Origin of the sequence: Rufibacter roseolus, assembly GCF_017916365.1 — a bacterium.
Taxonomy (GTDB): domain Bacteria; phylum Bacteroidota; class Bacteroidia; order Cytophagales; family Hymenobacteraceae; genus Nibribacter; species Nibribacter roseolus.
Genome location: NZ_JAFMSU010000002.1, coordinates 789,911 through 816,166 on the forward strand (window position 1 = coordinate 789,911; position 26,256 = coordinate 816,166).

The window sequence follows — 26,256 nt, forward strand, 5'->3', positions numbered from 1 at the left end:
CTAAATCACTAATTAATTAAATTATTGATTATTGATTATAAATGAGATTCATTACGATAGGGTTTTCACTGCTATTCTTTCTTTGTTTTAATACCTTTTCAATAGCTCAACAAATTCCTTTAAAGGATATCTATGAACTTCGTGACAAAGACTCATTGGTACTAAAAGAATTTTGTTTGAATAATGGATTTGTTTTAAAAGAGGGAAAAAAAGATGACATTAAAATCTCTTACGTGTATGAAACTCTGGACAAGAAATATAGAATTGAGAAGACATATCCCTTAAACTTCACTGATTCTTATACTTTATATTTTTACTTTAACTCTAATAAAGAATTAAAAGCTTATAGAAAAGAAGTATTAGATCAGTTATTCCTCCTTAGAGGAAAAAGCTCCACTGGTTCTCCTGAAATATACCAGACAATAACAGAGATCTACTACAATGAAAGTGACCAAGTGCAGCTATCTAGCTCTTATAGTAATGGTGCTAGTAGAGGAAAAGCAATAGTTATCACTAAATTACTTGAAGTTGATAAAAAGAGATGGCCTTACATAAAGCCTTCTACCAAGATTTAATAAAGCCGTTTCACGGCAGTTTTTAAGAAAATAGACCTAAAACAGAAATCGTGTTACGTGCTACGTGATACGTGCTACTAGAGAAACATGAACGAAGAGATCCGTTCCCAATACCAAGCCATCATCGGTCTGGAGGTGCACGCCCAGCTGCTCACCGAGAGCAAGGCGTATTCCTCAGATTCTACGGAGTACGGCATGTTGCCAAACACCAACCTGAGTGTGATCACCCTGGGGCATCCGGGCACTTTGCCGCGCGTGAACAAGAAAGTAGTGGAAATGGCCATGAAAATGGGCCTGGCTACCAACTGCGAAATCACCCGGAACAACTTCTACGCCCGGAAGAATTACTTCTACCCAGACCTTCCCAAAGGTTACCAGATCACGCAGGACAAAACGCCTATCTGCACCAAAGGTCACCTGGACATCAAAACCAAGGACGGGCAGGAAAAGCGCATCGGGATTACCCGCATCCACATGGAAGAGGACGCCGGAAAATCTATGCACTTGGCAGGGGAGACCGAGACCCTGGTGGACCTGAACCGTGCCGGCACGCCTTTGATTGAGATCGTGTCTGAGCCGGACATCCGGGATTCTGAGGAAGCTTATGCATACCTGACGCAGATCAAGAAACTGGTGCAGTACCTGGAGATCTGCGACGGAAACATGGAAGAAGGCTCCCTGCGCTGTGATGCCAACATCTCGGTGATGAAGAAAGGCGCCAGCAAGTGGGGCACCAAGGTGGAGGTGAAGAACATGAACTCCTTCCGGAACGTGCAGCGCGCTATTGAGCACGAGATCGATCGGCAGATTGAGATCCTGGAGAACGGCGGTACCATTGACTCCGAGACCCGGAACTTCGATGCCAACACCGGCACCACCACCGGCATGCGTTCCAAGGAAACCATGAACGACTACCGGTACTTCCCGGAGCCGGACCTTCCGCCGGTGATCATCTCCGAGGAGTGGCTGCATACGGTAAAAGAAGGCATGCCTGCGTTGCCGCAGGAGCTGTACAACCGCTTCACGCAGGAGTTCGGCCTTTCTGACTATGACGCCGGCGTTTTGACGGATGACAAAGAGGTGGCCTTGTTTTACAATGCGCTTTGTCAGCACACCAGGAACTACAAAGCCGCCGCCAACTGGGTAAGCGGACCGGTGAAATCTTACCTGAATGAACTGGCGCTGGACATGCCTGCCTTCCCGCTGAAGCCGGAGCAGATTGCCGGCCTCATTGAATTGGTAGACTCCAACAAAGTAAGCCACAGCGTAGCCGCCAAGCAGATCTTCCCGTATTTGCTAGAAAATCCGGGTAAAACGGCCCAGCAGGTAGCCACCGAGCAGAACCTGGTGCAGGAATCTGACGAGGGGGCCTTGCAGGGGATCATAGACCAGGTGCTGGCGGCCAATCCGCAGAAAGTGGCGGAATACAAAGCCGGAAAAGCCTCTTTGCTGGGTATGTTCATGGGCGATCTCATGAAGCAGACCAAAGGTAAAGCAGATCCTAAGGTTGCCAATAAACTGTTGAAAGAGAGCCTTGATAGATAAGCTCATTTCCATAAAAAGATGAAGAAACAATTGATACTGGCCGCTGCCTCCCTGTTGGTGATAGGCGCCTGCCAAAAGAAAGGAGTTGCCACGGCAGATACGGATAAAAGCTACCGAATCTCTGGCAAGATCAACAACATGACCACGGGTAAAGTCTACCTGGACGAACTGGGAGAGCAGGCCTTTGTTCCTTTTGACACAGCCAGCATCAACAAAGACGGCACCTTCCTGTTGGAGGGCACCGTAAATGAGCCAGCGATCTACAAACTCGGTTTCGAGAACCAGGAAGGCGTTATGCTGGTGGTAGACAACAAGAGCATCCAGGTCACCGCAGATTCTGGGAAAGTAGCGCAGACCTACACGGTGACCGGTTCTAAAGATTCTGAGCTGATTAAGGAGTTGAACGGCATCATGCAGGGCATGCAACAGAGTGCCACCGCCCTGAACCAGCAATTCCAGGAGGCCGCCAACTCTGGCAACCAGGCCGAGGTAAAAAGACTCCAGGAGCAGTTCATGAACTTGCAAAAGGATAACCAAACCAAGCTGAAGGCCTTTGTGAAAGCGAATCCTTCTTCGGTGGTTTCGGTGTACACGGCGGGCAACATCCTGAACCTGGATGAGCACTACACCTTCGTGGACAGCATGGCTACTGCCTTCAAAGCTGCTTTGCCAAACTCTAAGTACACCAAATCCCTGGAAGAGCGCCTGACCAAGTTGCGGAGCACCGCCATGGGTAGCGTAGCACCAGACATCAAGCTGCCGTCTCCAACCGGACCTGAGGTGGCCTTGTCATCCCTCAAAGGAAAATACGTTTTGATTGATTTCTGGGCAAGCTGGTGTGGACCTTGCCGCCAGGAGAACCCTAACGTGGTACGCATGTACAACAAATACAAAGACAAAGGCTTTGAGATCTTCGGGGTGAGCCTGGACCAGGACCGCGCCAAATGGTTAAAGGCCATTGAAAACGATAAACTAACCTGGCCGCACGTTTCTGACCTGAAAGGTTGGGAAAGTTCCGCTGCCGCTCTGTACGGCATCACCGCTATTCCGCAAACGGTGCTGCTAGACAAAGAAGGAAAGATCATCGCCAAAAACCTGCGTGGACCAGCGCTTGAGGAGAAACTGGCCTCCTTGCTTCAGTAAGAATACTTTTAAGCCCCACAAACAGAAAGCGGCTGCCATTCTCCAATGGCAGCCGCTTTCTGTTTGTGGGGCTTATTTTTAATTCTGCTGCAAAAAAATCTTCTGCAATACATCCCAGAGTTTCTTTTTGAGCTCCACGCTTTTCTCAATATCCTCCAGGGAATCTACCAGCACAAAGCGTGATTCTCCTAATCGGTACATGCGGTAGAACTCCATGCGGGAGAGATTGGCTATCGGTAGACCTTGCCCAAACAGGATGATGTGTCTGGCTACGTTCTCCGCGGCTATTTTCTTAACGTCATGTTCCAACGCCGGAGACATATTCCCGAATTTGATCTGATCAGTGTTAAGACCCACGGCTGTCATTACTTTTTGAAGAAAAGGATGCTGCGGCAATTGCCAGAACACACTTTCCGGAACCTCAAATAGCAAGTACGTGCCGTGCACGGCTTCTCCGAGCCATTTTATCTCCTCTGCTGGCGCAGCGGGCGCGACAACCGGTTCTTCTATGACCTGAACTGTCACCGGAACCGGATCAGGAGTTTCCACCTTTTCCGGGGTTGATTCTGGTACCGGTGCCTCTGCTGTTACCGGAGATGCCAGGCTTGCCAACGGAATAGAAATGGCTTCTTCGCTGGCTGGTTCAGGAATCACATACAGGGTGTCCTGGCCATACAGCTGCTGGAGGAAAATAAAGTCTGCGGGTGAAGAAGACATCGGGGTAAGTAAAATCTTAAGAATTAATCTTCAAGTTCAAAGATCGCCTTCAGTTCGTTGGCATCGTGGGGTTTCATGCGGCCCGCCAGGATAAGGCGAAGCTGGCGTCTGCGCAGGGCACCGGCAAATTTCTCCTGCTCCTCGGCAGATTCCGGGATTGCTTCCGGAACGGGTACTGAATTTCCGTTTTCATCCAGGGCCACAAAGGTAAAATAAGCCTCGTTTGACTTCACCTTGGTACCCGAAGGAATATCCTCGGCCCAAACCGTGATATGAACCTCCATGGAAGTGCTGAAAGCTCGGGTTACCTGCGCCTCCAGGGTAATCACGTTCCCTAGTTTAATGCTCTCCCTGAAAGAAACGTTGTCTACTGAGGCGGTGACCACAATGCGGTTAGAATGTTTTTGGGCGGCAATGGCAGATACAATGTCCATCCAGTGCATCATGCGGCCGCCCATGAGGTTGTTGAGCGTGTTGGTATCGTTGGGCAGGACCAACTCGGTCATCCGCACATAAGAATCCTTGACAGATTTTTGCTTACGCATAAAAAGGTGTGTAATTGAAAAGTAAAGATACGGTAGAATGGGCAAAGCCTACCACATTTTTATCTGTAGGGACTTTGATTCCTCAGGCAGGAAAGAATAAAAAGTAATTAAATAAAAACGCAAGACTCTGGTCTATTTCCAGCCTTGTTTTCCCAAAAGCGGCACAAACTTGAAGTTATCGAACTCCTCCTTCGTGAATTCCTCTTCGCCCAGGCGGGTGATCCGAAGCATTTTCTGGGTTCCCGTATCGCCTACCGGAATCACCAGTTTGCCACCTAAGGTCAGTTGCCGGAGCAGGGTTTTGGGGATGATGGGCGCACCCGCCGTTACCAGGATCTTATCAAAAGGTGCGTGCTGCGGAAGGCCCTCAGAGCCGTCACCCAAAAAAGTGAAAGGAGTAAGGCCCATCAGAAGAAACTGACGGTTGGCTTTGTGAAACAGCACCTCATTGTATTCAATAGTATACACGTTAGGCGTGAGTTGCAGAAGGATGCTGCATTGGTAACCAGAACCAGTGCCAATCTCCAGCACTTTGTCGTGAGGCTGCACGTCTAGCAGCTCGGTTTGGTAGGCTACCGTATAAGGTTGAGAAATGGTTTGACCCTCGCCAATAGGAAAGGCCTTGTCTTGATACGCTTGCTCCAGAAAAGCCTTTTCAAAGAAGAAATGACGGGGCACCTGCTCTAGGGCTTGTAGCACCTTTGGGTCTTTGATTCCTTTTCCCTGAACAACACGCACCAAGCTTTTGCGCATGCCTTTGTGTCGGTAACTGTCTATGAGCATAAGAGGTCAGGTATAAACTTTATATACGTTTAAAGGTCAAATCTGAAGGGAGTACGTCGCGAAATTAGCAAATAGCCTCTCATTGCCATGAAATTTAATTTTTGGTCTTGATTTTGGAATTTGCGTGTAGCTTTGCGATAGAATGGAGCTAACCTGTGCCGTGTTGTTTTTGATGTGATTCATGCCGCTAAACCGAAACCAACATTTATATAAACTGATTTTAGGGGATTTCCTGGCAGCTTTTCTGGCTTGGTCTGTCTTCTATGTATCAAACAACAATGTATTTGTAGATTTCTCCCAAACGCTTACCCTGTCGTTTTTCACGCGCTCGTTTATCATTGCTTCCTTTTGGGTGATTCTCTATGGCCTTCTGGGCCGGTACCGTGATATTTTCAGGATCTCCAGGTTCAAGGAAGTAACGCTTCTGGCTGGGATGTCATTGGGCGGTGCCATGGCCATTTACCTGGCTTTCCTGTTTGAGGACCCCAACCTCTACCGCTTCCAGGTCTACTCCAAACCCATATTAAGTTATTTTCTGCTGCATTTTGGTTTCTCGCTGTTTTTTAAGCTGGCCATTCTAAGTCACTTGAAAAAGCTGGTGTACAACGGAAAAGTGTTTTTCAATACCGTGGTGGTAGGCTCCAGCGGCAATGCCCGCGAGGTATATGATGAACTGGAAAGCAACAACCGGCACCTGGGCTTCAGGATGGTGGGATTCGTGCAGAGCCAACCATCACAACCGCACGCCTTCCAGGAGGAGATCCCATCGCTTGGTTCATTCCACCGGTTACCCCAGGTAATAAAAGAGTTTGATGTGCAGGAAGTTATCATCGCCATTGAACCCTCAGAGCACCGCCTGATTGAACAGATTCTAAGCTCGCTGGAAGGCGAGGACGTCCGGATCAGCATTCTGCCGGATGTGTACCAGATTCTGTTGGGCTCGGTGAAAGTGGCGCACCTGTTCGGGACGCCGTTGATTGAGGTAAAACGCGACCTGATGCCCGTGTGGCAGCAACTCCTGAAAAGGATCATTGACCTGGCCGCAGCTATTCTGGTGTTAACCTTGCTGTCGCCAGTGTACGCCTTGTTGGCTATTCTGGTGAAGGCTTCCTCGCCCGGACCGGTGTTCTTCCGGCAGGAGCGGATAGGCCTGCACGGAAGGCCCTTCAACATCCTCAAGTTCCGAAGCATGTACCTGGATGCCGAGAAGATGGGCCCGGCCCTGTCCTCAGATGATGACCCTCGGGTAACCAGACTAGGCCGGTTCATGCGGAAAGTACGGCTGGATGAACTCCCGCAGTTTTACAACGTGTTAATAGGCGAGATGAGTCTGGTGGGCCCCCGGCCCGAGCGGCAGCATTTCATTGATCTTATCACACAACATGCCCCCCACTACAAACACCTGCACCGCGTAAGGCCAGGTATCACCTCCTTAGGCCAGGTGAAATTCGGATACGCCCAAAACGTGCAGGAAATGGTTAGACGCCTTAAATACGACATCCTCTACATAGAAAACATGTCCCTGGTCATGGACTTCCGGGTCATGCTCTACACCATTAAAATCATTATACAGGGAAGAGGTAAATGATGAGGAGATTTGAAAATTTGAAAATGGGGAGATTTGAAAATTTTCTCATATCCAAATTTTTGAATCGTCACATCTCCTAATCTCCACATCTTCAAATCTAAAAAACATGTTCACTGGAATTATAGAAGCGCAAGCCGAGGTAGTGGCCATCAGAGATGAGCAGTCTAACCGGCATTTCACCTTAAGGTGTCCGTTTACGTCTGAGTTGAAGATAGACCAGAGCGTGGCGCACAATGGGGTTTGCCTGACCGTGGTGGCGCTGGAGGAAGACACGTATTCTGTGACGGCCATCACTGAGACGCTGTCCAGAACCAACCTTGGTCAACTTAAGCAAGGTGATACGGTGAACCTGGAGCGGTGCCTTTTGGCGGGCAGCCGCTACGATGGGCATATTGTGCAGGGGCACGTAGACCAGGTGGGCATTTGCGAAGAGGTGAAAGACCAGCAGGGCAGTTGGCTGTTCCGGTTCCGTTACCAGCCCCAAGGCGCAGGCAACGTGACCGTGGAGAAAGGATCCATCTGCGTGAACGGCATCAGTTTGACAGTGGTAGAATCAGGCACTGATTTCTTCTCAGTGGCCATAATACCGTATACTTACGAGTTCACTAACCTGCACGCTGTGAAACCCGGCGACCAGGTGAACCTGGAGTTTGACATCATAGGAAAGTACGTGGCCCGATTGCTGCAAAAGTAAAATCCGTTAAAAGCCTGAAAAAGGAATTTCAGGCTTTTAACGGATAGCAGCCCTATGGCGGGATGTAACTTTAACTTTGCCAGAAGGCGTAGCGTTCTGATGCTTTTTTGTAGAAATACATGCTTAGCCAGGCGGTGGCAATCCCAATCAAAGCGCCGCCGGTAATGTCGCCGGGGTAATGCACGCCCAGATAGACGCGGCTGTAGGAGATGGCCATGGCCCAAACCAGGAGCAGCAGCTTGAAACCCCACTGTTTCTTTGGCAAGAGCATGATCACGAAAATGGCCACTGCAAAGGCATTGGCTGCGTGCGAAGACACAAACCCGTACTGGCCGCCGCAGCCATCCACGGCGTTGACCACCTCGCCAAGCGTTAAGTCATGACAAGGGCGCAAGCGGGCTACATTAGGTTTCAGGATGCCGGAGGAGATGAAATCTGCGAGGCCCACGCTGGCGCCCAAAGACAGGACCATGAGCCAGCCTTTTCTCTTGTAAAAATAGATGAACAGCCCCACCAGTACGCCATAAAAAGGAAACCACACATACTTGTTGGAAATCAGGATCATCACGGCGTCCCAGAAAGGGGAGTGGTGCCGGTTCAGCTCCAGGAAAAGCGCGTGGTCTAAGGCTATCAGTTCATCCATGGTTAAGAAAGGCTAACCCAATCAATTCCTTTTTTGAAACAAGCCAGGGCTTCCGCCTCAGGCGTACCTACGGCAGGGGCATGGCTGTAGTGCCAGGAGGCCAGGGGCGGAAGGCTCATGAGAATAGACTCCGTGCGTCCGTTCGTCTCCAGTCCGAACTTGGTACCGCGGTCATTCACCAAATTAAATTCCACATAGCGTCCCCGCCTGATCAACTGCCACTCTTTTTCATGGGCGCTGAATTCTAGGTCTTTGTTCTGGTTCACAATGGTGGTATACGTAGGAGAAAACGTGTCTGCCACTGCCTGCACAAAAGCAAAACGTTCTTCCAGTGAGATTTCCGCCGTTGGTGTGAGCCGGTCAAAGAAAATGCCGCCAACGCCGCGGGTTTCTTCGCGGTGCGGGATGTAGAAGTAGTCATCGGCCCAGCGCTTGAACTCGGGGTAATACTCCGGCCGGAAGCGGTCGCAGGTGTTTTTAAGACTCTGATGGAAGAACCGTACCTGGTCTTTGTTCACGTAGATGGGCGTGAGGTCAATGCCGCCGCCAAACCAAGCCTCTCCGTTGCCGGCTTCAAAATAGCGCACGTTCATGTGGGTGATGGGCACATGCGGATTGGTCGGATGGATCACCACCGAGACGCCCGTGGCAAAGAAATGCGGATCTGGCAGGTGCAGGGCCGCCGCGGCTTTTTCTTGTAATACGCCTTCCACGGCAGAGAAATTCACGCCTCCTTTTTCAAAAACGGCTCCGTCCTGGATCACGCGGGCCGCGCCGCCGCCGCCGCCGGGTCTTTCCCAGTGGTCTTCCCTGAAGCGGGCCACGCCGTCACAGTTCTCCAGATCGGCGCAGAGGCGCTCCTGAAATGACTTAAACCATTTTTGTATCGTATCTCTCATTATTGATGCTTTTCCGTTTTAGGCCGTTTTGGCAAAAATAGGCGATAAATAGGAGAGGCCCACCATTTCCTCATTTTGCTTTCTTCAGGATTAGCTGTACTTTAGAAAACCGAACAAATGTTAGCTCATGAACCAGACGCCTGTTGAAGCTCCCGCCCCCGTAGCGGTTGAACTTCTCTTAAAAGCCTATCGGCTGATGCTCACCGCCAAAGCCATGGCCGACACCTACGAAGAAAACAAAGCCGTTTGCAGCAAATACGTCCATAGCACCTCCCGCGGCCACGAGGCCATCCAACTGGCCACCGCTTTTCACCTCACCAAAAAAGATTTTTTATCGGTTTACTACCGTGATGAATCTGTTTTGCTGGGCCTGGGCCTCACGCCCTACGAACTCATGCTCCAGCTCATGGCCAAGCGCGATGATCCTTTCAGCGGCGGCCGCACCTACTACGGACACCCGTCCCTGAGAAGGGCCGGTTTTCCTGTGATCCCGCACCAAAGCTCGGCCACCGGCATGCAGGCTATCCCGGCCACCGGCATGGCCCATGCTTTGGCTTACCTGGAGTCCCAGAACCTGGTAGATGCCAGGGAGGGCCGCGTGGTGGTATGTTCCCTGGGCGATGGTTCCGTAACTGAGGGCGAAGTGGCCGAGGCCTTCCAGATGGCGGTGCTCAAGAAACTGCCCATCATTTACCTGGTGCAGGACAACGACTGGGGCATCTCTGCTAAAGGCACCGAGATGCGCGCCATGGATGCCTACGAGTATGCCGCTGGCTTTAAAGGATTGGAACGTCTGCGGGTAGACGGTGCTGATTTCATTGACTCCTACACCGGTATGACCGAGGCCTTCCGGATTGCCCGCCAGGAGCGGCGCCCGGTGCTGGTGCATGCCAAGTGCCCGCTGCTGGGCCACCATACCTCCGGCGTAAGAAGGGAATGGTACCGCGGCGACAACCTGGCGGAGCACAGCCTGCTGGACCCCTTGCCAAAATTGGGCACTTATCTCCTGGAACAAGGCCTAATGGCCGATGAACTAATCTCCATAGCCCAGGAAGTAAAGGAGGAAGTGCAGGCCCAATACGTGAAAGCGTTGGCAGCACCAGATCCTGATCCGGCTACTTTCAACCAGCATGAATTTGCGCCTACTCCGGTTACCGAGGAAAGCGGAAACCGCACGCCAGCCAACGCGGAGAAAACAACCATGGTAGATGCGGCGCTTCATGCCGTGGACGATATTCTAAAGCAGTACCCAGAAGCGCTCTTTTACGGCCAGGACGTGGGCGGAGAATTAGGAGGCGTTTTCCGGGAGGCGGCATTGCTGGCAAAAAAATACGGTGATGCCCGCGTGTTCAATACGCCCATCCAGGAAGCGTACATTGTGGGGTCTACTGCGGGAATGTCAGCGGTGGGGGCAAAACCTATCGTGGAGATCCAGTTCGCGGATTATATCTGGCCGGGCATCAACCAATTGGTAGAAGAACTCTCTAAGAGCTGTTACCTGAGCATGGGCAAATTCCCGGTTCAGGCTCTCATCAGGGTGCCTATCGGGGCCTATGGTGGGGGCGGCCCGTACCATTCCGGCAGCGTGGAATCTACATTGCTCAACATCCGGGGTATCAAAGTAGTCTACCCTAGCAACGGCGCGGATATGAAAGGCCTCATGAAAGCCGCTTTCCTAGACCCGAACCCAGTGGTGATGCTGGAGCACAAAGGCCTTTACTGGTCCAAAGTGCCCGGCACCGAAGACGCCAAAACCACAGAACCTGCCGCTGACTACATCCTGCCACTGGGGAAAGCGAACGTGGTGCAGCAAGCCTCTGATGAACAGTTTAGCCAAGGGAACAGCCTTACAATGATCACCTACGGCATGGGTGTGTACTGGGCCAAAGCTGCCAGTAAGAAGTTGGCTGGCTCCGTGGAAATTGTAGACCTGCGTACTCTCAATCCTTTGGACTATGAAACCGTGGAAGCCTCGGTAAAACGCCACGGTAAAGTGCTGGTTTTAACCGAGGAGCCTCTCATGAACTCCTTCGCAGAGTCTCTGGCCGGCCGCATCGGCAGAACCTGCTTCAAGTATCTGGATGCCCCGGTTTTTACCCTGGGCGCCGAGAACCTGCCTGCCGTGCCGCTTAATGTAGACCTGGAAAAGATGATGCTGCCAAACGCTGACAAGGTGTTTGCAGCCTTGCAGGAATTGCTGGAGTATTAAGCAAGTACAAGTATTTTTGAAGACCTATACCTACACTCACTTTTCCTCAACTGTCATCTTGAAAAGATCTTGTGGGCGAACTAGGCAAGCTCTTACTAGGCGCTTTTACCGTTTGCCACCAAGATCCTTTCAGGATGACAGATAAGAAGTAGAGGGGAAAGGAAGGTTTGCAGCTCTAATTACACCAAACAGTTCTGATTATAAATAAAAAGAAGGGCTCCTGTTTTGACGCTGTTTTCCTAAAAACAACGCCAGAACAGGAGCCCTTCTTTTCGCTCATTCCCTAACAATTAACTATCAACAATCCTAAAAAGGGTACCCGATCCCCAGGTTGAATGTGGTTTGGGTGTCGTTGCCGAAGATGCGGTTGGAGCGGAATTCGTTGATGACAAACCGGCTGCCTTGCGGTTGGGCGGGGTCATAGACTTTGGTGGCGATATCGAACCGAAGGATGGCGAACGTGAAATCAAACCTAACCCCGAAGCCGGTGCCCACTGCCAGTTCTTTGTAAAAGCGGTTAAACTGAAACTGGGCGCCGGGCTGGGCCACGTACAACTCCGGGTTCGGATTGGTGTTCCGCTCCTTGAAAAGCCAGATATTACCCGCATCCAAGAACAGGGCCCCGTTCACGTTGGTACTCCCGAAGCGGAACATCCGGAAGCGGTACTCTGAGTTGAGCTCTAGTAGGATCTCGCCAGTTTGTTCAAAAAGGTAATCGGTTTCGCCGGTGGTTTTGTTGATGAGCGCGCTGGAACCAGGCCCCAGTCGGCGGGGAAGCCAAGCTCTTACGCTGGAGGATCCCCCGGCAAAGAAGTATTTGTCATAGGGCAGGGCGCGAGAGGTGCCCAGCGGTTTAGCCACCCCGGCGTTGGCCCTGTACACAAAGGTCATGTTGTTGCCCAAGGCATGGTAGCGACGGTAATCCAGGTTCAGCTTTGCAAACCGGTAGGTGTTGAAGTCCTTGAACTGCTCCGCCACGTAATTCCACAGCAAACCACCGGTCTCAGCAAAAAGCCTGAACAGCTTGGCATCATTGGTCTGGTTGTAGTTGGCGGTGTTGTAAAGGCTGGTGAAGTTGATGGAAGAGACAAAGGCGTTTTTGAAGCTTTCATTTAAGGGGTTTCCCGATTGCTGCAGCGTGAGGAGGTACTCATTGAATGTGGGGTCAATGCGGGGCGTGCTGATCACGCTGATGTCCAGCGGCGAGAAACTGAACTGATGGATGTTCAACCGCTGCCAGATGTAGTCAAAGGAAAAATCAAGGTTTGTCCGGGTGTATTCATTGCGGTCTACGTAGGTGTATCCGGTACTGAAACGGGTCCTGGGGTTGAAGCGCACCAGCAAGTCATTCGTCCGGAAGGGCACCAGGATCTGCGGGAAGGTCACCCCCATATCAGCACCGATCTCTGTTCTACGTCCAACGGTGTTCACGTTGCGCTGCAGCTGCCCTTCAATCCCGGCCCTTACCCCGATGTCAAAGATCTCGGCCCCGCCAAAGATATTCCTGATCCGGAAACGCATACTGGCATAAGGCCCCGGCACCTGCTCGGTGAAAGTACCGCCAATCTCAGTGGTTTCTTGGAAACGCGGAAGCAGAGAGGTGTTGATTTGAGTGTTCAGGTAGCCTCGGTGGGAATCAGCCGTGACGGTATCAGCCTTGGTGTAGCTGATGGTGGTGTACTTGAAGACATCCAGGTTACTGATGATGCGCTGGTTGTTGAGTGTGCGGTTAGCCGAATAGGTCTGGCCTTTTCGGATAATTACTTTCCGTTGCAGAATGCGCGGCTTTATCTGCTGGTCATAAGCCAGGAAATGAATGTTGCTCAATTCAACCGTATCGCGGGAACGCCCAAACCGGTTCAGGCCGGCATCGGTGGTAAAAAACACATCCTGGATGGTATAGATTTTGTGCAGCGTGGTATCGGTGGGGTTGGCGATAAGGGTGCTCAGCCTAACGGTGTATTCTTCGTAGCTGGTGTCTGCCTCCACGGTGATGAACTGCTGCCGGAAATCATAGAAGCCGTTGTTTTTGAGGAGTTGCTCAATGCGGGTACGTTCCTGGGTGAGCAGGGCCTCGTCAAAGTTCTGATTCACTCTGATCAGGCTTTCCTTTTGGTTCTCGTTCAGGATTCTCAGGATGGCTGTGTCTGGGACCTGATAGGTGTGCTGCGAGACTACGTAGGGCTTGTCTTCCTGGACCTGCAGGGTGGCGTACACTTTCTTGTTTTTGACCTCAGTGGTGGCAGAGACCTTGTTCCTGAAAAAGCCTTTGGAACTGAGGTAAATGCCCACCTGCTCCTGGGTTTGCACCAGTTTAAGGGAGTCAAAGATGGCCGGGGGCTCGCCCACGGTGCGCATCAGCCAGTTGCCGTTCTCCTTTTTGTTCTGCAGCCGGTTAAGTTTATTTTCTTTTTTCTCTATGAGCTTGTCCACCCTCACAGAGTCGCTGCCCGCTCGCTGAATGCGGCGGTTATAGTCTTCGGTTTCCTCGGCAATATTGGCCTGAATGCGCTCTGGGTTGTAGAATCTCTTTCCTAAATAATAGAGGTTGAGGTAGATAGGAGAGCCTAGGACCCGGCGGTTGGGTTTCTGCTGGTAAAGCGGCGTAATGGCGCTTTTGTCTGCCTGCTCAACTCCCTCCAGTTTTATTTTCCAGAGCAGCCGCTCATTGGGGGCAAGGTGATGGGTGGGCGTACAGCCCATAAAAAAGCCCAGCATTGTGAATACCGCGCCGAATACGTAACATCGTAGCTTCAAACGAAGAATGGTTATGATCTCAAAGGGGCTTTTGAAGTACATTAGGTCACTGCAAATAAAGAAATATAGGTCGCTTCACCAAGCTTTCACGGTGGAAGGTGAAAAGAGCGTGGCAGAATTACTACAATCAGACTTTGAACTGGAAACGGTACTGGTCACCCAAAAATTTTTACTCAAGCATACCCATCTCCTCCGGAAAGGTTTTGAGGTGATTACAGTAGGTGAGGATGAACTGGGCAAGGCCGGTTCCATGGAGACGAACAACGCCGCGCTGGCCATTGCCACAATGAGACCGGTTCCGGAATTCTCCTGGGAGCAGCACCCGTTTGTGCTGGCTTTGGACGAGGTGCGTGATCCCGGAAACCTGGGTACCATCATCCGGATTGCCGACTGGTACGGGCTCACCTCCATTGTGCTCTCAGAATCCTCCGCCGATTTCTACAACCAGAAGGTGATTGCCGCCACCATGGGCTCTTTCACGCGCATCACCCCGCACTACGTAGATTTAGCCTCAATCCTGGAAAAACGGCCCCTAAACGTTCCGGTCTTCGGAGCGGCGCTGGAAGGAGAGAACGTGCACAGGCTACAACTGCAGCCGCAGGGCGTGCTGGTGATGGGCAATGAGTCGCACGGCATCCGGCCCGAGATCATGAGCCTGGTGACGCAGCCGCTGCACATCCCTGGCCGGGGCGGCGCCGAGTCTCTCAACGTAGGCACTGCCGCCGCCATCCTGCTGGACAACTTCTTCCGAAATATTTAGAGCAGACTATTTGCGGTTGGAGAACTATTACTTTTCTACTGTAATCCATTTTCAAGGTATTTTGATGAAATCTGCCTGAAAACGGAGAATCACGAGGCCGATAAAAACAAAAAGAGGAGCGATCAAGCTCCTCTTTTCTTTTACCACTTTTCTAACACTTTTAGGATTTTTCTACCCGTTAGAATTTCAAGATTCTTACTCCGGCAGCGAAAGCGTTGGCCTGCGGTCCTTTGTTGTCTTGGAACATATCATTCAGGTTATACTTCGCGAAGAACTCCAGGCTTCTGATGCCAATGAATCCGGAGACGCCGTATTGGAAATCATTCAAGTAGAAATCATCTTTGGCTTTGCTCTTCACATTGTCTCCGTCCTGGGAGTATTTCACTTTGGAGTGGCTGCTGAGCATGTAGCCTACAAAACCCCCGCCGCCGATTTTAAAAGCTGTTTTGCCTCTTTTGGTTTTGAAATCGAAACCCAGTTCAAGGGGCACGTTCAGGGACGTAGTAGACAGTTTGCTTTTCTCCAGGTTAATTCCGGTGGGTATGACGAAATCTGATTTCTCACCGGTGTTCTGGATCATGATGTTGTCATCAAACATGTAGTTGTGGAAGTCCACGGTGAAACCGGTAATCAGGCGTACTGGGCTGGACTCACCGCCAATACGGTTGTACCATTTGGTGTTAAGGCTGATGTAGCGGGAGGCGGCGGTTCTGAATTTGATGTCCTGCACTGCGCTGCCAGCCTGCTCTTCTTTGTTCAACCAGGTAGAAAGACCCGCGTCAACCTGGAAATCCAGGGTTCTTCTAGGATGCCGGTTTTTGTAGCGCTCCTCGTCTCTTTCCTTCACCTCTAATGAGTCTTCATTGCCTACGTTCACCTTCACTTTGGTGGATTTGGTATCCTCATCGTGGTCAATGTCAATGCCTACTTTGTCGGTGATCCGGATGCGGTTCTTCTCTTTGATGGTGACTTCGGTACCCTCTGGGCCGTGTTGGGTGATGGTGATGTTTACGTCCTCTGAGGTATTGGCTTTGGACTTGTCAATGGTCACGGTAACCTCATCGCCTTTCTTGCCTGCGGCCTCAATCTGATCGGCGTATTTTTCTACCAGCAGCATGATTGAGTCAATGCTCTGGTTTTTTAAATTTTTCAAATCTTTCACATCCTTTACCACAATCAGCAAGCGGGCCTCGTTTTTCAGCTTCAGAATGAGCGTATCCTGGGTAGCAGCCGGTATAAGGCTTTTTGAACTGGCGTGAGAAGGCAAGGCGATAGCTGCAGCCATCATGATGGCCGTAAGCAGGGCATACAAACGTTTCATTGAAATGGGATTTTAGAGTTCTATGGTCTTTGTGATTTTTTTGTTTCCTATGCGGGTTTCCAAAGCATAGGTGTGTTTGGTAATTCCTAGTTCTGAAAGATTCACTTTTTCACCGTCTTTGAGGTTCTTCACTTGTTTCAGGATGCCTTTCAGAACGCGTCCAGATCCAGGTTGGTCCTCAGTGTGAGGTGTGTCAGTTTCTTTAGTAGATGCCTGGGCGAGGGAGGAGGTTGCCTGGGCGTTATCTAATTTTACAATTATTTCTAAAGCAGGAGCATCGGCGTTGGCTTTGGCGGTTTCCTGCGCTTTCACCGGCGTGGCCACGGCCATCATCACCGGCTCCTGGGCCTTCTGGAATGCTTTGTTCGTTTCTACCAGGCTAGCTTCCTTTCTGGTGCTTACAACGGCAGCTTGGGTTCCTTGGGAAGACACGGATGCAGCCTTGGTGTTCACCGAAGCCATGGCTTGTCGTTGCTCAGTGGCTTTAGAGGCAGCAGGATAGTGGATGGTGGTTTCCTGCTCAGCAACGGATTTCTGCTCGGCTTGGACGTTAGCAGCGGTACCCTCAGCTCCTGAGATCGCCTCTTGAGAAGGAGAGGTTCTTTCTACTGGTGCTTGTTTTTGCTCGTGTACCGTAGCCACGGTACCGGATGGTTGCAGCGGATTTATGTTATCGCGGTTAACCCAAAGACCCACGCTCAGCAGCATGGTCACGGCCGCTGCGGCTGAATAGTACCACATTCTTACCGTGCCGCGTTCCTCTTTTTCTTCAGTAACAGACGGCACCAGGAACGGATTAGGGGTTTCCTGCTGCGCGTTCTGCTGCATGCGGGCCTGTATGCGCTCCCAGACATCGTTGCCGGGGGCAACAGGTCTGTTCTGCAGCTTGTCTCTGAATAATTTATCTAAATCTTCTGCGCTCATAGTCTTTGTCTGTTTAGAGGGCGATCACTACTCCTTGCTGGGCCAGCATGCGTTGCAGCATGGCCCGCGCTTTACTTAACTGTGATTTGGAAGTGCCTTCTGTTATGTTGAGCATTTCCGCAATCTCTTTGTGCGAGTAACCTTCAATGGCATATAAGTTGAAGACTGCTCGGTAGCCGGCCGGAAGTTCCAGCAGCAACTCCATCATTTCCTCGGCGGTCATCTCGCTGTCTGCCGAGGCGTCTTCTGAGGCCAGGTAGTTGTGTTCCTTTTCAATGGCCAGGTGCATGGGCTCCTGCTTGCGCAAGTGCTGCAGCGCCTCGTTCACCATTATCCGGCGAACCCACCCTTCAAAGCTTCCTTTCTGCTCAAACCGGCCTACGTGTTGGTACACTTTCATGAACCCGTTGATGAGGACCTCCTCAGCATCCATCTCATTCTTGAGGTACCGCAGGCACACGCCCATCATGGGGCCGGCGTAGCGATCGTACAAGATTCGCTGGGCTTTGGCATCGCCTTTCTGCAGTGCTAGTACCAGTTCAGACTCATTCACGGGATGTAGAGATTTAAGCTATAATTTGTGCCTGTTTGTATGTTAGATGCGCCCCCTCAGAGATCGGTTGCCTGAGGTCCGGAAAATTTTTCAAGTAAATATAAGATACCAGCAATATTATTGAAGTAAAATCAAATAATATTAAGGTAATGTGCTGTTTACCAAGTGTATTCACTCTTTAGCTTCTTCTTTGCCCGCCAATAAAATATTCTGTTATTTTGTTTTTATGCCGATTTCTGAAAAACTGCTGTAGAACGATGACCAAGATTTCCCTTCCCGAAGGTTGTTGGCTTGGTTTGTTTGGATACAAAAAGCAATCCTCTCATCTTTATGGTATGAAAAGAATCATGTTCGCTTTGGCGCTGTTCTGCGTCCAGCCTCTTTGGGCACAGGAAAAACCAAAGGCAGCCATTACAGCCACAGAATACAAGGAAGTAAGCAAAAAGGAGAAGGGCGTGCTGGTAGATGTACGCACTCCGGAGGAGTTCCAGGCGGGGCACCTGAAAAAAGCCCGCAACTCAGATTTCAGAGGCGGAAAGTTCGCCCAGGAGTTTGCAGGGTGGGACAAGGACAAGACTTATTATCTATACTGCGCCAGCGGGAACCGCAGCGGACAAGCCTTGAAATTGATGCAGGAGGCCGGGTTCACCAACGTCTATAACATTGGCGGATATAAAGATCTGAAAGCGGCTGGTCTGAAAACAAAGGACGAAAAGAAAAAGTAAGGCTGTTTCTGACCTGGTTCTTCAGAAATCGGCTCAAAACAAAGCAGCTTTGGGTCAAAGCTTACACCATAGCAACTGTATTAAACCTTCGGGTATAAAAGAAAAAGGGTTTCGGGGCTGTTGTTTTGAAAACAGCCCCGAAACCCTTTTTTACAATTAGGCTCCTAAAAGCCTAGTAATTCCCTACGGAAAGCATGACCAGAGTACAGGCGTGCAGGGTTTTGATATTTTGCTCCTTTGCCTTTTTCTCCAGTTCGTAGTTCTCAGTTCCAGGGTTGAAGATAATGCGTTTGGGTTTGAGCGACAGGATATAATCATACCAGCTGGGCTGGTTCTGCGGTCCCACGTACAGGGTCACTGTGTCTACCTCGTCAATGGAAGGTTTCTCTGTCTCAATAGGTAAACCGGCCACCTCTCCGCGCCTGATGCCAACCGGCACCACCTCATGGCCCGATCTTTTCAGCTGATGGACAGCTTTATAACTGAAGCGTCCTGGGTTGTCAGAGGCGCCTATTACCACGGTCTTTTTCATCTCTTCTCACTTTAGATTAGAAAATCAGGCGTTAAACGCCATAAGTAGTTATACTCACAAAAGGGCCGCGGGTTAACCGCGGATCAAAACAGCTACCTGCTCAGCGCAACGTTCCCCGTCCATAGCCGCCGAAACGATTCCACCGGCGTACCCTGCACCTTCGGCGCAGGGGAACAAATTCTGGATCTGCGGATGCTGCAGCGTTTCTTTGTCCCTGGGGATGCGTACCGGCGAGGACGTTCTGCTTTCCACACCCACAATCTGGGCATCGTTAGTGAGGTAACCCCGCATTTTATACCCGAACTCCTGGAACCCGCCTCTTAACCGTTGTCCAATCATAGGTGGCAACACTTCCATCATGTCTACTGAGGCTAGCCCAGGTTGATAAGAAGTGTCCAGGAGCGAAGAGGAAACCTTTCCTTTCACGAAATCATGGAGACGCTGGGCTGGGGCCACCTGGGTACCGCCCGCGGCAGCCCATGCTTTCTGCTCCAAGGCCTGCTGCAAGCGCAGTCCGGCCAGAGGGCCGTGTTGCTTCAAGTCCATGTCTTCCAGGTTCACCGCCACCACAATGCCGGAGTTGGCGTACTTGGAATCCCGCCGGCTGGGCGACATGCCGTTCACCACCACCTCACCGGGAGCCGTAGCCGATGGTACAATAAAACCTCCCGGACACATGCAGAACGAGAATACGCCGCGCTCCTGACCCTTATAAGCCACCTGTTGCACAAGTGCGTAAGAAGCCGCCGGCAAGTGCATGCCACGGTCACCGTCACAATGATATTGGATGCCATCAATAAGACTTTGCTGGTGCTCTACCCGTACGCCCATGGCAAATGGTTTGGCCTCAATCAGGATGTGCTTCGCGTGCAAAAGCTCATAGATATCCCGGGCCGAGTGGCCGGTAGCCAGGATCACGGCTTCGCCCTCCAGGGAAGAACCATCGGCGGTGATAACGCCTTTCATCTGGTTTTTCTCCAGAATGAAATCAGTTACCCGCGTGTTGAAATGGATCTCGCCACCAGCAGCCAGAACCGTTTCCCGCATCTCGGCAATCAGCACCGGCAGTTTGTTTGTCCCGATGTGCGGGTGGGCATCAAACAGGATATCAGTTGTGGCGCCGTGCTGCACCATGATCTGCAGGATGCGCTGCACATCGCCGCGCTTTTTAGAGCGGGTATAGAGCTTGCCGTCTGAGTAGGTACCGGCCCCACCTTCGCCAAAGCAGTAATTAGAGTCTGGGTTAACGATATGCTCTTTGTTGATGGCGGCCAGATCCCGGCGGCGGCTACGCACATCCTTGCCTCGTTCCACCACCACCGGCTTCAGGCCCAGTTCAATACACCGCATAGCCGCGAAAAGCCCAGCCGGACCGGCCCCCACAATGAGAACCCGCTTGGCATCTGGTCTCAGTTCAGGGTAATGGTAGGTAGGCAGCAGGGTAGAAAGGTCAGGGGCCATGGTGTACACATCGGCGCGCACCTTTACCTGCACTTTGCGGCCGCGGGCATCAATGGATCGTTTTATCTTATGGATGAAGGCTGCATCTTCGGGACGGGTGATTCCGGCTTGCTGCAAAAGCTCGCGCTCCAGAAGGGCAGGGTCATAGGCTACCTCAGGCGCTAAGACTAAGTCAAGTTCTTTTTTCATAAAGCAGATGTAAGGTAGTTAACCTTAAAGTATAAAATGGGTGGGTTTTCCTTCCCGAAAATGGCTGCAAAGATAACCACTCTTGCTTAACCAAAAACAGTGTAGATAAATTCGTTTTTGGGCCTTTTTACCTTAACCAGTGCAAAAACAGATGCTTTCCACTTTGCATGACGCATCAAAGTTTTGGGTGCAAAAAAAGGTTTTGATCATAAAAGCCTGCTTTCCAGGTAAAAACGGCAACCAAAATTGATTTTCAGATATGACCTTTCAAAGAAGTATTTAATTTTATAAAGAATCTTGCAAAAAAGAAAAGTGCATAAACTAAAATCAATTGACAGTCCGTTATTTTTGCAAATCAGAGAAATCTGATTTTGAATGATAACTAGAAGGAAAGGAGGGAGATAAGAGAAAGAGTACCTGTAAGCAGTAATTGCAACAACCGCCAAAAAACCGCTTAAACCAGTTTTTATCAATTCTGGCACAGACAAACACTCAAGTTCCTAGTAAAGCGTTGAAAAATAGGAGCTAAACATTTTTAGGGAAGGAAACCAGACAACTTGTACTTTCTATATTCAGGCAAACCAATCTGAAAGGAAAAGTAAAATTTCCGACCCATTACAATCAAAATCCTAAATGAAGAAAGTTATATTTTTCAGCTTCGTCTTGTTGCTGTCGCTGGTTAGCCATGCGTGGGCGCAAAGTCGGACAATTAAAGGAAAAGTAACCGATGCAAAGACTGGCGAAGGAATGCCAGGGGTTACTGTTCAACTCAAAGGCAGCACAACCGCTGCCCCTACCGGTGTCACCGGTGATTATGAGATCTCCATTCCTTCTGTTGACGGAACGCTGGTGTTTACTTTTATTGGGTACACTAATAAAGAAGTGGCCATTGCCGGCCAAAGCACTGTGAACGTAGCTTTAGTGGAGGATAACACCCAACTGGGCGAGGTATTGGTAGTGGCTTACGGTACGGCAGAGGAGAAGTCCTATACCGGTTCCGTGACCTCTGTGAAGTCTGAGGCCATTGAAAAAATGCAGGCCAACGACGTGACCAAAGCGCTTTCTGGTTTAACTCCTGGGGTTCAGGTAACCTCTTCCAGCGGACAGCCTGGTACTACCAGTGCCGTTCGTATCAGGGGGGTAGGTTCTGTGAACGCCAACAGCTCTCCGCTGTACGTAGTGGATGGTGCGCCTTATTCCGGTGACATCAATGCCATCAACCCGCATGACATTGAGTCTATGACCGTGTTGAAAGACGCTACAGCGGCTTCTCTTTACGGATCTAGAGCGGCCAACGGTGTGATCGTGATCACGACCAAAGGCGGTTCTGCTCCTAAAGAGCCTACCATCAGCTTCGGGGCTACCGTTGGGGTTTCTGACTTTGCCGTGAAGGATTACAAGACCGTGAACGCCTCCCAAATGTATGAACTTACCTGGGAAGCCCTGCGCAACGACGCCAGAGCCAACAAAGCACTTTGGGAAGGTAAATACGCTTCTCCGGAGGAGTATGCCTCTAAGCTGGTAGTTTCTAGATTGGCAGGTGCCGGCAACGGACAGCAATACAATCCTTTCAACAACGCCAATGGAGTTACTGAAGTAGAGCCAGTGGGTCTGGACGGCAAGATCAAACCAGGTTTGACCCCGGCGTGGGATGAAGACTGGAGAGATGCGTTGTACAGAAAAGCCGTGCGTCAGGAATATGACCTCAGCGTGCAGGGTGGCAATGATAAGAGCAACTACTACTTTTCAGGGAACTACCTTGATCAGCAGGGTGCCTTCATTACCTCCGGCTTCAAGCGTTACTCTACCCGTCTGCGCTTAAGCTCACAGGTGCGTGACAACATTAAAGTTGGCTTAAGCGCTAACCTTTCTTATACAGACCAGAACGCACCAACCTCCAGCGGAACCTCTTTCCGGAACGTAGTGTCTTGGGGACGTAACATCTCCAGCATTTACCCAATCTACAGAAGAAAGAACGCTGATGGCACTCCATTCACAGGACCAGAGGAGTTTGACTTCAACACGGCGCGTCCTTACGGCGGCAACAGCAACCCGGTTGGTACTACTGCCTTGGATATTATTAAAGGAAGTAACCTTACCTGGGGCTGGAATGGTTTTGCTGAGATCACTTTCCTGAGAGATTTCAAATACAGAACCTCTTTGGCCCTGAACGGTGACAACTACCGTGGCGTGACGTTCTACAACCCTAAATACGGTGATGCCTCCGGCTCAATTGGCGGACGTGGTACCCAAAGCAGATCTTCCTTCACGGAGTACACTTTCAACCACATCCTGAGCTGGAACAAAACTTTTGGCCAGCATACCATTGACGCCTTGGGTGGTTTTGAGGTATATAACCTTTCTTCCAACTCAGTGTCTACCCAGAAGACCGGTTTCATTCCAATTGAAGGCATGACCGAGCTGGACAACGCCGCTACCATTGTGAGCTCCAACTCACAAACTGACAGACGTGCGCTGCAAAGCTTCCTAGGCCAGGTGAACTACGGCTTAGCCGATAAGTATTACCTGTCTGCCTCCTTCCGTCGTGACGGTTCTTCCCGTTTCCAGAAAGATAACCGCTGGGGTAACTTCTACTCTGTGGGTGCATCCTGGAGATTGTCTGAGGAGAACTTCATGAAAGAACTGGGTTGGCTGAATAACGCCAAACTGAGAGCTTCATATGGAACATCAGGTAACGAGAACCTTTCTTCTTACTATGCTTACAGAGGTGTTTACAACACTGGTTACCCAGACTTGTCTGCACCGGGTATGATTGTGTCTACCCTGGAGAACCCTTTCCTTACTTGGGAAAAACAAGCCATCTTCAACGTAGGTTTAGACGCTACCGTGTTCAACAGATTTGATGTGTCTTTGGATTTCTATGACAGAAACTCAAAAGACCTTCAGTTGGATCAACCGTTGCCTCCTTCTTTGGGCTTCACAAGAGTGTCTGCCAACCTGGGTGCTATGCGCAACAGAGGTTTTGAGGCCAACATCACTGCCCACATCGTGGACACTGAGAAATTCGGTTGGGATATGAACCTGAATGCAGCTCATAATACCAACGAGTTCACCCAGCTTCCGCAGCCAACTATTTTGAGCGGAACCAAGCAGTACAAAGTGGGTCAGTCTATCTATGACTTCTTCATTGAGGATTTTGCAGGGGTAGATCCGCAGACTGGATTGAGCATGTGGTACCGTGATGTAACCAACGCAGAAGGCGTGGTGGAAAGACAAACCACCACCAACTACGCCCAGGCTACCCGTTACTATGTTGGTAATGCCTTGCCAGACGTAACCGGAGGTTTGTCAAACAACCTGCGCTACAAAGGCTTCGACCTGGGTCTGTTGTTCTCTTACAGCTTCGGCGGTAAAATCCTGAACACTGACTACAGCGGCCTGATGGGCGGTGGTTCTTCTGCCGGTTACAACTGGAGCACTGACATTCTGAACAGATGGCAGTCACCTGAGAACCCAGGAAATGGAAATGTTCCTCGTTTGGGTACCGGTCAGTCTTTGAACGCCAACGCACGTTCTTCCCGCTTCCTCACCGATGCTTCTTATGTACGCATGCGCAACGTAACCCTGGGTTACACCTTGCCAGCTAACGTACAGGAGCGTTTGAGAATGAAAGGCCTGCGCGTGTTTGTACAAGGCGACAACCTGTGGACCTGGTCTAAAGGCCTGAAAGGAATGGATCCTGAGCAATCGCTTGACGGTATCACTTCCAACAGTTTCCCAACCATGAAGACGTATTCTGTTGGGGTACGTGCCTCTTTCTAATAACAGACAAATTACTAGAGTAAATGAAAATTAATAAAGCTAGAATATATACTGTAATCCTGGGAGCGACTCTGGGCTTAGGCGCCTGTAAAGATGATTTCCTGGAGACGGTTCCTTCAAACGCCGTGTCTTACGAGCAGGCGTTCAGCTCTACGGCTGGGGTGGAGGCTGCTTTGACTGGTATCTACCGGTTAATGCGCGATGCACCGGTGAACTCCGGTTCAACAGCCAGCCATGACAGCTACGGTGTGCCGCACTTCAATGAAACCTGGGACGTAATGGGCCAGGATATCATGGCACCCACCAGCTGGTTTGTGTTCCAATACGAGTTGGATAACAAGCTTCCAACTTACCGCGGTACTTATATGTTATGGGCTACCAACTACGGTATCATTACCAACGCCAATAACATCATTGCCAACGCGGCCAAAGTACCTGGTATGACAGAAGCCCAACGTCTGGCCTATGAAGGTGAGGCGAGAGCCCTGCGTGCTTTCGGTTATTTCAACCTGGCCCGGACTTACCAGCATACGTACCTGAAGGATCCAAATGCATTGGCCGTACCGTTGGTACTGGAGCAAACAACTGCGCAATCTCAGGGGCAACCCAGAGCCACATTAAAGCAGGTGTATACCCAGATTCTGGAGGACCTCACCATTGCTGAGCGTGACCTGACCACCGCCAGACCAACCAAAAGCCGCATCAACAAGAATGTAGCCCAAGGTTTGTTGGCCCGCGTTTACCTGGAGATGGGTGAATGGGCGCAGGCCGCTGATTACGCTGCCAAAGCAAGAGAAGGTTATCCTTTGATGTCACCATCTGTTTGGAAGGAAGGTTTTAACAACTACGCCAATAATGAATGGATCTGGGGACTTGCCCAATCAGCTGATCAGCAGGTAGCTTTTGCTTCTTTCTACTCCACTATGGATGGTCGTTACACCACTGACGCAAAAGGCAACAGAACCTACGTGCGCAGAGGTTATAACAACATCCGGGCGAATGATAAATTCGTTGAGTTGTTTGCTTTGACAGACGCTCGCCGGGAGTTCCAGGAAGCGGTGGGTACCACCGATGCCAACCGATACACAGTTACTAAATTCAAGGACCTGCCAGACCTGAGTGGTGACTTCGTGCTGATGCGTTCTGCGGAAATGTACCTGATTGAAGCGGAAGCGAAAGCCCGTTTGGGTCAGGATGCCGATGCTCAGCAATTGGTATTTGCCCTGCGTCAGCAACGTTTCACAAATCCAGCCGATGCGGTTGCTCCAACCACTACCGGTGCTGAACTGGTGGATGAGATTTGGGTAGAGAGAAGAAAAGAGCTGTACGGCGAAGGTTTCGGGCTGATGGACATCAAACGTCTGCAGAAGCCTTTGGTACGGGAAGGTAACCACACTGCGGTGTTGGGCACTACCCCTGCTAACAGCGACCTGTTTATTTACATGTTCCCGCAACTGGAGATCATCAACAACCCTAACTTCGGGCCTCAAAACCCATAAGGAAGTTCAGGTTTTATATTCAAGAAGGCTGCTCTGCAAAGGGCAGCCTTTTTTTGTTTTAATGCTATTTTTCAAAAACAATGGTCAATACGCATGATGGCTTTACCCAATTACCAGCTCTTCTTATAAGCTGCTCTCTCATCGTTAGTCACCATGCCCTTGGTGTTGCTGGCAATGTTATAGGCAAGGCTAATCTGTACTCAGGAGTGAAATATCCAGATTCATACATATTATCATGGGCCTGGTCAAGAATTGGTTTCAAGTAGCATTTCTAAAAGATACATTTATTTAAGAAACAAGAAGATTTGTGAAAACCAGGTGCCCTGAGGAAGGGATGGAGGTCAGAAACAAGGGCAGAAAAGGAAAGCAAATCATAATTGTTTGGAAACAGAAATCCCCCTAACCATCTAT

General features: G+C 50.4%; 21 protein-coding genes. 10 read left to right on the plus strand and 11 right to left on the minus strand.

What is annotated here, in order from left to right; translation table 11 throughout:
• The first annotated feature begins 41 nt into the window (after nucleotides 1–41).
• From J3P35_RS12265 to J3P35_RS12275, 3 genes are all read left to right on the plus strand, one after another.
• On the plus strand, nucleotides 42–575 hold the full coding sequence (locus tag J3P35_RS12265) for a hypothetical protein (protein ID WP_210464884.1): 534 nt from the start codon (nucleotides 42–44) through the stop codon (nucleotides 573–575).
• An 87-nt stretch (nucleotides 576–662) separates the two neighbouring features.
• Complete coding sequence (gene gatB / locus J3P35_RS12270) at nucleotides 663–2,120, plus strand: Asp-tRNA(Asn)/Glu-tRNA(Gln) amidotransferase subunit GatB (RefSeq protein ID WP_210464885.1); 1,458 nt, start codon at nucleotides 663–665, stop codon at nucleotides 2,118–2,120.
• Nucleotides 2,121–2,138: 18 nt separating this feature from the next.
• Nucleotides 2,139–3,263, plus strand: coding sequence for a TlpA disulfide reductase family protein (locus J3P35_RS12275; RefSeq protein ID WP_210464886.1), 1,125 nt, complete (start codon nucleotides 2,139–2,141; stop codon nucleotides 3,261–3,263).
• A gap of 78 nt (nucleotides 3,264–3,341) precedes the next feature.
• Here the strand turns inward: J3P35_RS12275 and J3P35_RS12280 are convergent, their stop codons facing one another.
• The 3 genes from J3P35_RS12280 to J3P35_RS12290 all read right to left on the minus strand — a co-directional run bounded on the left by J3P35_RS12280 (nucleotide 3,342) and on the right by J3P35_RS12290 (nucleotide 5,308).
• Nucleotides 3,342–3,980, minus strand: coding sequence for a hypothetical protein (locus J3P35_RS12280; protein ID WP_210464887.1), 639 nt, complete (start codon nucleotides 3,978–3,980; stop codon nucleotides 3,342–3,344).
• A 23-nt stretch (nucleotides 3,981–4,003) separates the two neighbouring features.
• Nucleotides 4,004–4,525 carry an acyl-CoA thioesterase gene (locus J3P35_RS12285; RefSeq protein WP_210464888.1) on the minus strand — a complete coding sequence of 174 codons (522 nt, stop codon included), beginning with the start codon at nucleotides 4,523–4,525 and terminating at the stop codon, nucleotides 4,004–4,006.
• Between the two features lie 132 nt (nucleotides 4,526–4,657).
• Entirely contained in the window at nucleotides 4,658–5,308 is a 651-nt protein-coding gene (locus J3P35_RS12290) for a protein-L-isoaspartate(D-aspartate) O-methyltransferase (RefSeq protein ID WP_210464889.1), read from the minus strand.
• Nucleotides 5,309–5,489: 181 nt separating this feature from the next.
• On the opposite strand from J3P35_RS12290, the gene J3P35_RS12295 reads away from it, so the two are divergent.
• Together J3P35_RS12295 and J3P35_RS12300 are read left to right on the plus strand one after the other, a co-directional pair.
• Nucleotides 5,490–6,896, plus strand: a complete 1,407-nt coding sequence (locus J3P35_RS12295) for a sugar transferase (protein ID WP_210464890.1) — start codon at nucleotides 5,490–5,492, stop codon at nucleotides 6,894–6,896.
• Between the two features lie 106 nt (nucleotides 6,897–7,002).
• On the plus strand, nucleotides 7,003–7,590 hold the full coding sequence (locus J3P35_RS12300; RefSeq protein ID WP_210464891.1) for a riboflavin synthase: 588 nt from the start codon (nucleotides 7,003–7,005) through the stop codon (nucleotides 7,588–7,590).
• Nucleotides 7,591–7,660: 70 nt separating this feature from the next.
• Here J3P35_RS12300 and J3P35_RS12305 read toward each other — a convergent pair whose 3' ends face one another.
• On the minus strand, nucleotides 7,661–8,233 hold the full coding sequence (locus J3P35_RS12305) for a phosphatase PAP2 family protein (RefSeq protein WP_210464892.1): 573 nt from the start codon (nucleotides 8,231–8,233) through the stop codon (nucleotides 7,661–7,663).
• A 2-nt stretch (nucleotides 8,234–8,235) separates the two neighbouring features.
• A complete protein-coding gene (gene hemF / locus J3P35_RS12310) occupies nucleotides 8,236–9,132 on the minus strand; it encodes an oxygen-dependent coproporphyrinogen oxidase (protein ID WP_210464893.1) in 897 nt (298 codons plus the stop codon).
• A 127-nt stretch (nucleotides 9,133–9,259) separates the two neighbouring features.
• Here hemF and J3P35_RS12315 point away from each other — a divergent pair, with 127 nt between their 5' ends.
• Nucleotides 9,260–11,341, plus strand: coding sequence for an alpha-ketoacid dehydrogenase subunit alpha/beta (locus tag J3P35_RS12315; protein WP_210464894.1), 2,082 nt, complete (start codon nucleotides 9,260–9,262; stop codon nucleotides 11,339–11,341).
• A 306-nt stretch (nucleotides 11,342–11,647) separates the two neighbouring features.
• Here the strand turns inward: J3P35_RS12315 and tamL are convergent, their stop codons facing one another.
• Nucleotides 11,648–14,059, minus strand: a complete 2,412-nt coding sequence (gene tamL / locus J3P35_RS12320; RefSeq protein WP_210464895.1) for a translocation and assembly module lipoprotein TamL — start codon at nucleotides 14,057–14,059, stop codon at nucleotides 11,648–11,650.
• 52 nt (nucleotides 14,060–14,111) lie between these two features.
• On the opposite strand from tamL, the gene J3P35_RS12325 reads away from it, so the two are divergent.
• The gene (locus tag J3P35_RS12325; RefSeq protein WP_210465586.1) at nucleotides 14,112–14,858 is read left to right on the plus strand and encodes an RNA methyltransferase; all 747 of its coding nucleotides are present in this window, start codon (nucleotides 14,112–14,114) and stop codon (nucleotides 14,856–14,858) included.
• Between the two features lie 178 nt (nucleotides 14,859–15,036).
• On the opposite strand, the gene J3P35_RS12330 is transcribed toward J3P35_RS12325, so the two are convergent.
• The 3 genes from J3P35_RS12330 to J3P35_RS12340 are packed head-to-tail and all read right to left on the minus strand — an operon-like array spanning nucleotide 15,037 to nucleotide 17,656.
• Nucleotides 15,037–16,179: an outer membrane beta-barrel protein gene (locus J3P35_RS12330; protein ID WP_210464896.1), complete on the minus strand. Its 1,143-nt coding sequence runs from the start codon at nucleotides 16,177–16,179 to the stop codon at nucleotides 15,037–15,039.
• 12 nt (nucleotides 16,180–16,191) lie between these two features.
• Complete coding sequence (locus J3P35_RS12335; RefSeq protein WP_210464897.1) at nucleotides 16,192–17,103, minus strand: hypothetical protein; 912 nt, start codon at nucleotides 17,101–17,103, stop codon at nucleotides 16,192–16,194.
• A gap of 13 nt (nucleotides 17,104–17,116) precedes the next feature.
• The gene (locus J3P35_RS12340) at nucleotides 17,117–17,656 is read right to left on the minus strand and encodes an RNA polymerase sigma factor (protein WP_210464898.1); all 540 of its coding nucleotides are present in this window, start codon (nucleotides 17,654–17,656) and stop codon (nucleotides 17,117–17,119) included.
• Between the two features lie 335 nt (nucleotides 17,657–17,991).
• Here J3P35_RS12340 and J3P35_RS12345 point away from each other — a divergent pair, with 335 nt between their 5' ends.
• On the plus strand, nucleotides 17,992–18,381 hold the full coding sequence (locus J3P35_RS12345; protein ID WP_246850196.1) for a rhodanese-like domain-containing protein: 390 nt from the start codon (nucleotides 17,992–17,994) through the stop codon (nucleotides 18,379–18,381).
• Nucleotides 18,382–18,553: 172 nt separating this feature from the next.
• Here the strand turns inward: J3P35_RS12345 and J3P35_RS12350 are convergent, their stop codons facing one another.
• Nucleotides 18,554–18,913: a CoA-binding protein gene (locus tag J3P35_RS12350; RefSeq protein ID WP_210464899.1), complete on the minus strand. Its 360-nt coding sequence runs from the start codon at nucleotides 18,911–18,913 to the stop codon at nucleotides 18,554–18,556.
• A gap of 72 nt (nucleotides 18,914–18,985) precedes the next feature.
• The gene (locus J3P35_RS12355; RefSeq protein WP_210464900.1) at nucleotides 18,986–20,563 is read right to left on the minus strand and encodes an NAD(P)/FAD-dependent oxidoreductase; all 1,578 of its coding nucleotides are present in this window, start codon (nucleotides 20,561–20,563) and stop codon (nucleotides 18,986–18,988) included.
• A gap of 633 nt (nucleotides 20,564–21,196) precedes the next feature.
• Between J3P35_RS12355 and J3P35_RS12360 the strand changes: the two genes are divergently transcribed.
• Both J3P35_RS12360 and J3P35_RS12365 read left to right on the plus strand, forming a co-directional pair.
• The gene (locus J3P35_RS12360; protein WP_210464901.1) at nucleotides 21,197–24,346 is read left to right on the plus strand and encodes a SusC/RagA family TonB-linked outer membrane protein; all 3,150 of its coding nucleotides are present in this window, start codon (nucleotides 21,197–21,199) and stop codon (nucleotides 24,344–24,346) included.
• 23 nt (nucleotides 24,347–24,369) lie between these two features.
• Nucleotides 24,370–25,845 carry a RagB/SusD family nutrient uptake outer membrane protein gene (locus J3P35_RS12365; RefSeq protein WP_210464902.1) on the plus strand — a complete coding sequence of 492 codons (1,476 nt, stop codon included), beginning with the start codon at nucleotides 24,370–24,372 and terminating at the stop codon, nucleotides 25,843–25,845.
• Nucleotides 25,846–26,256: the final 411 nt, after the last annotated feature.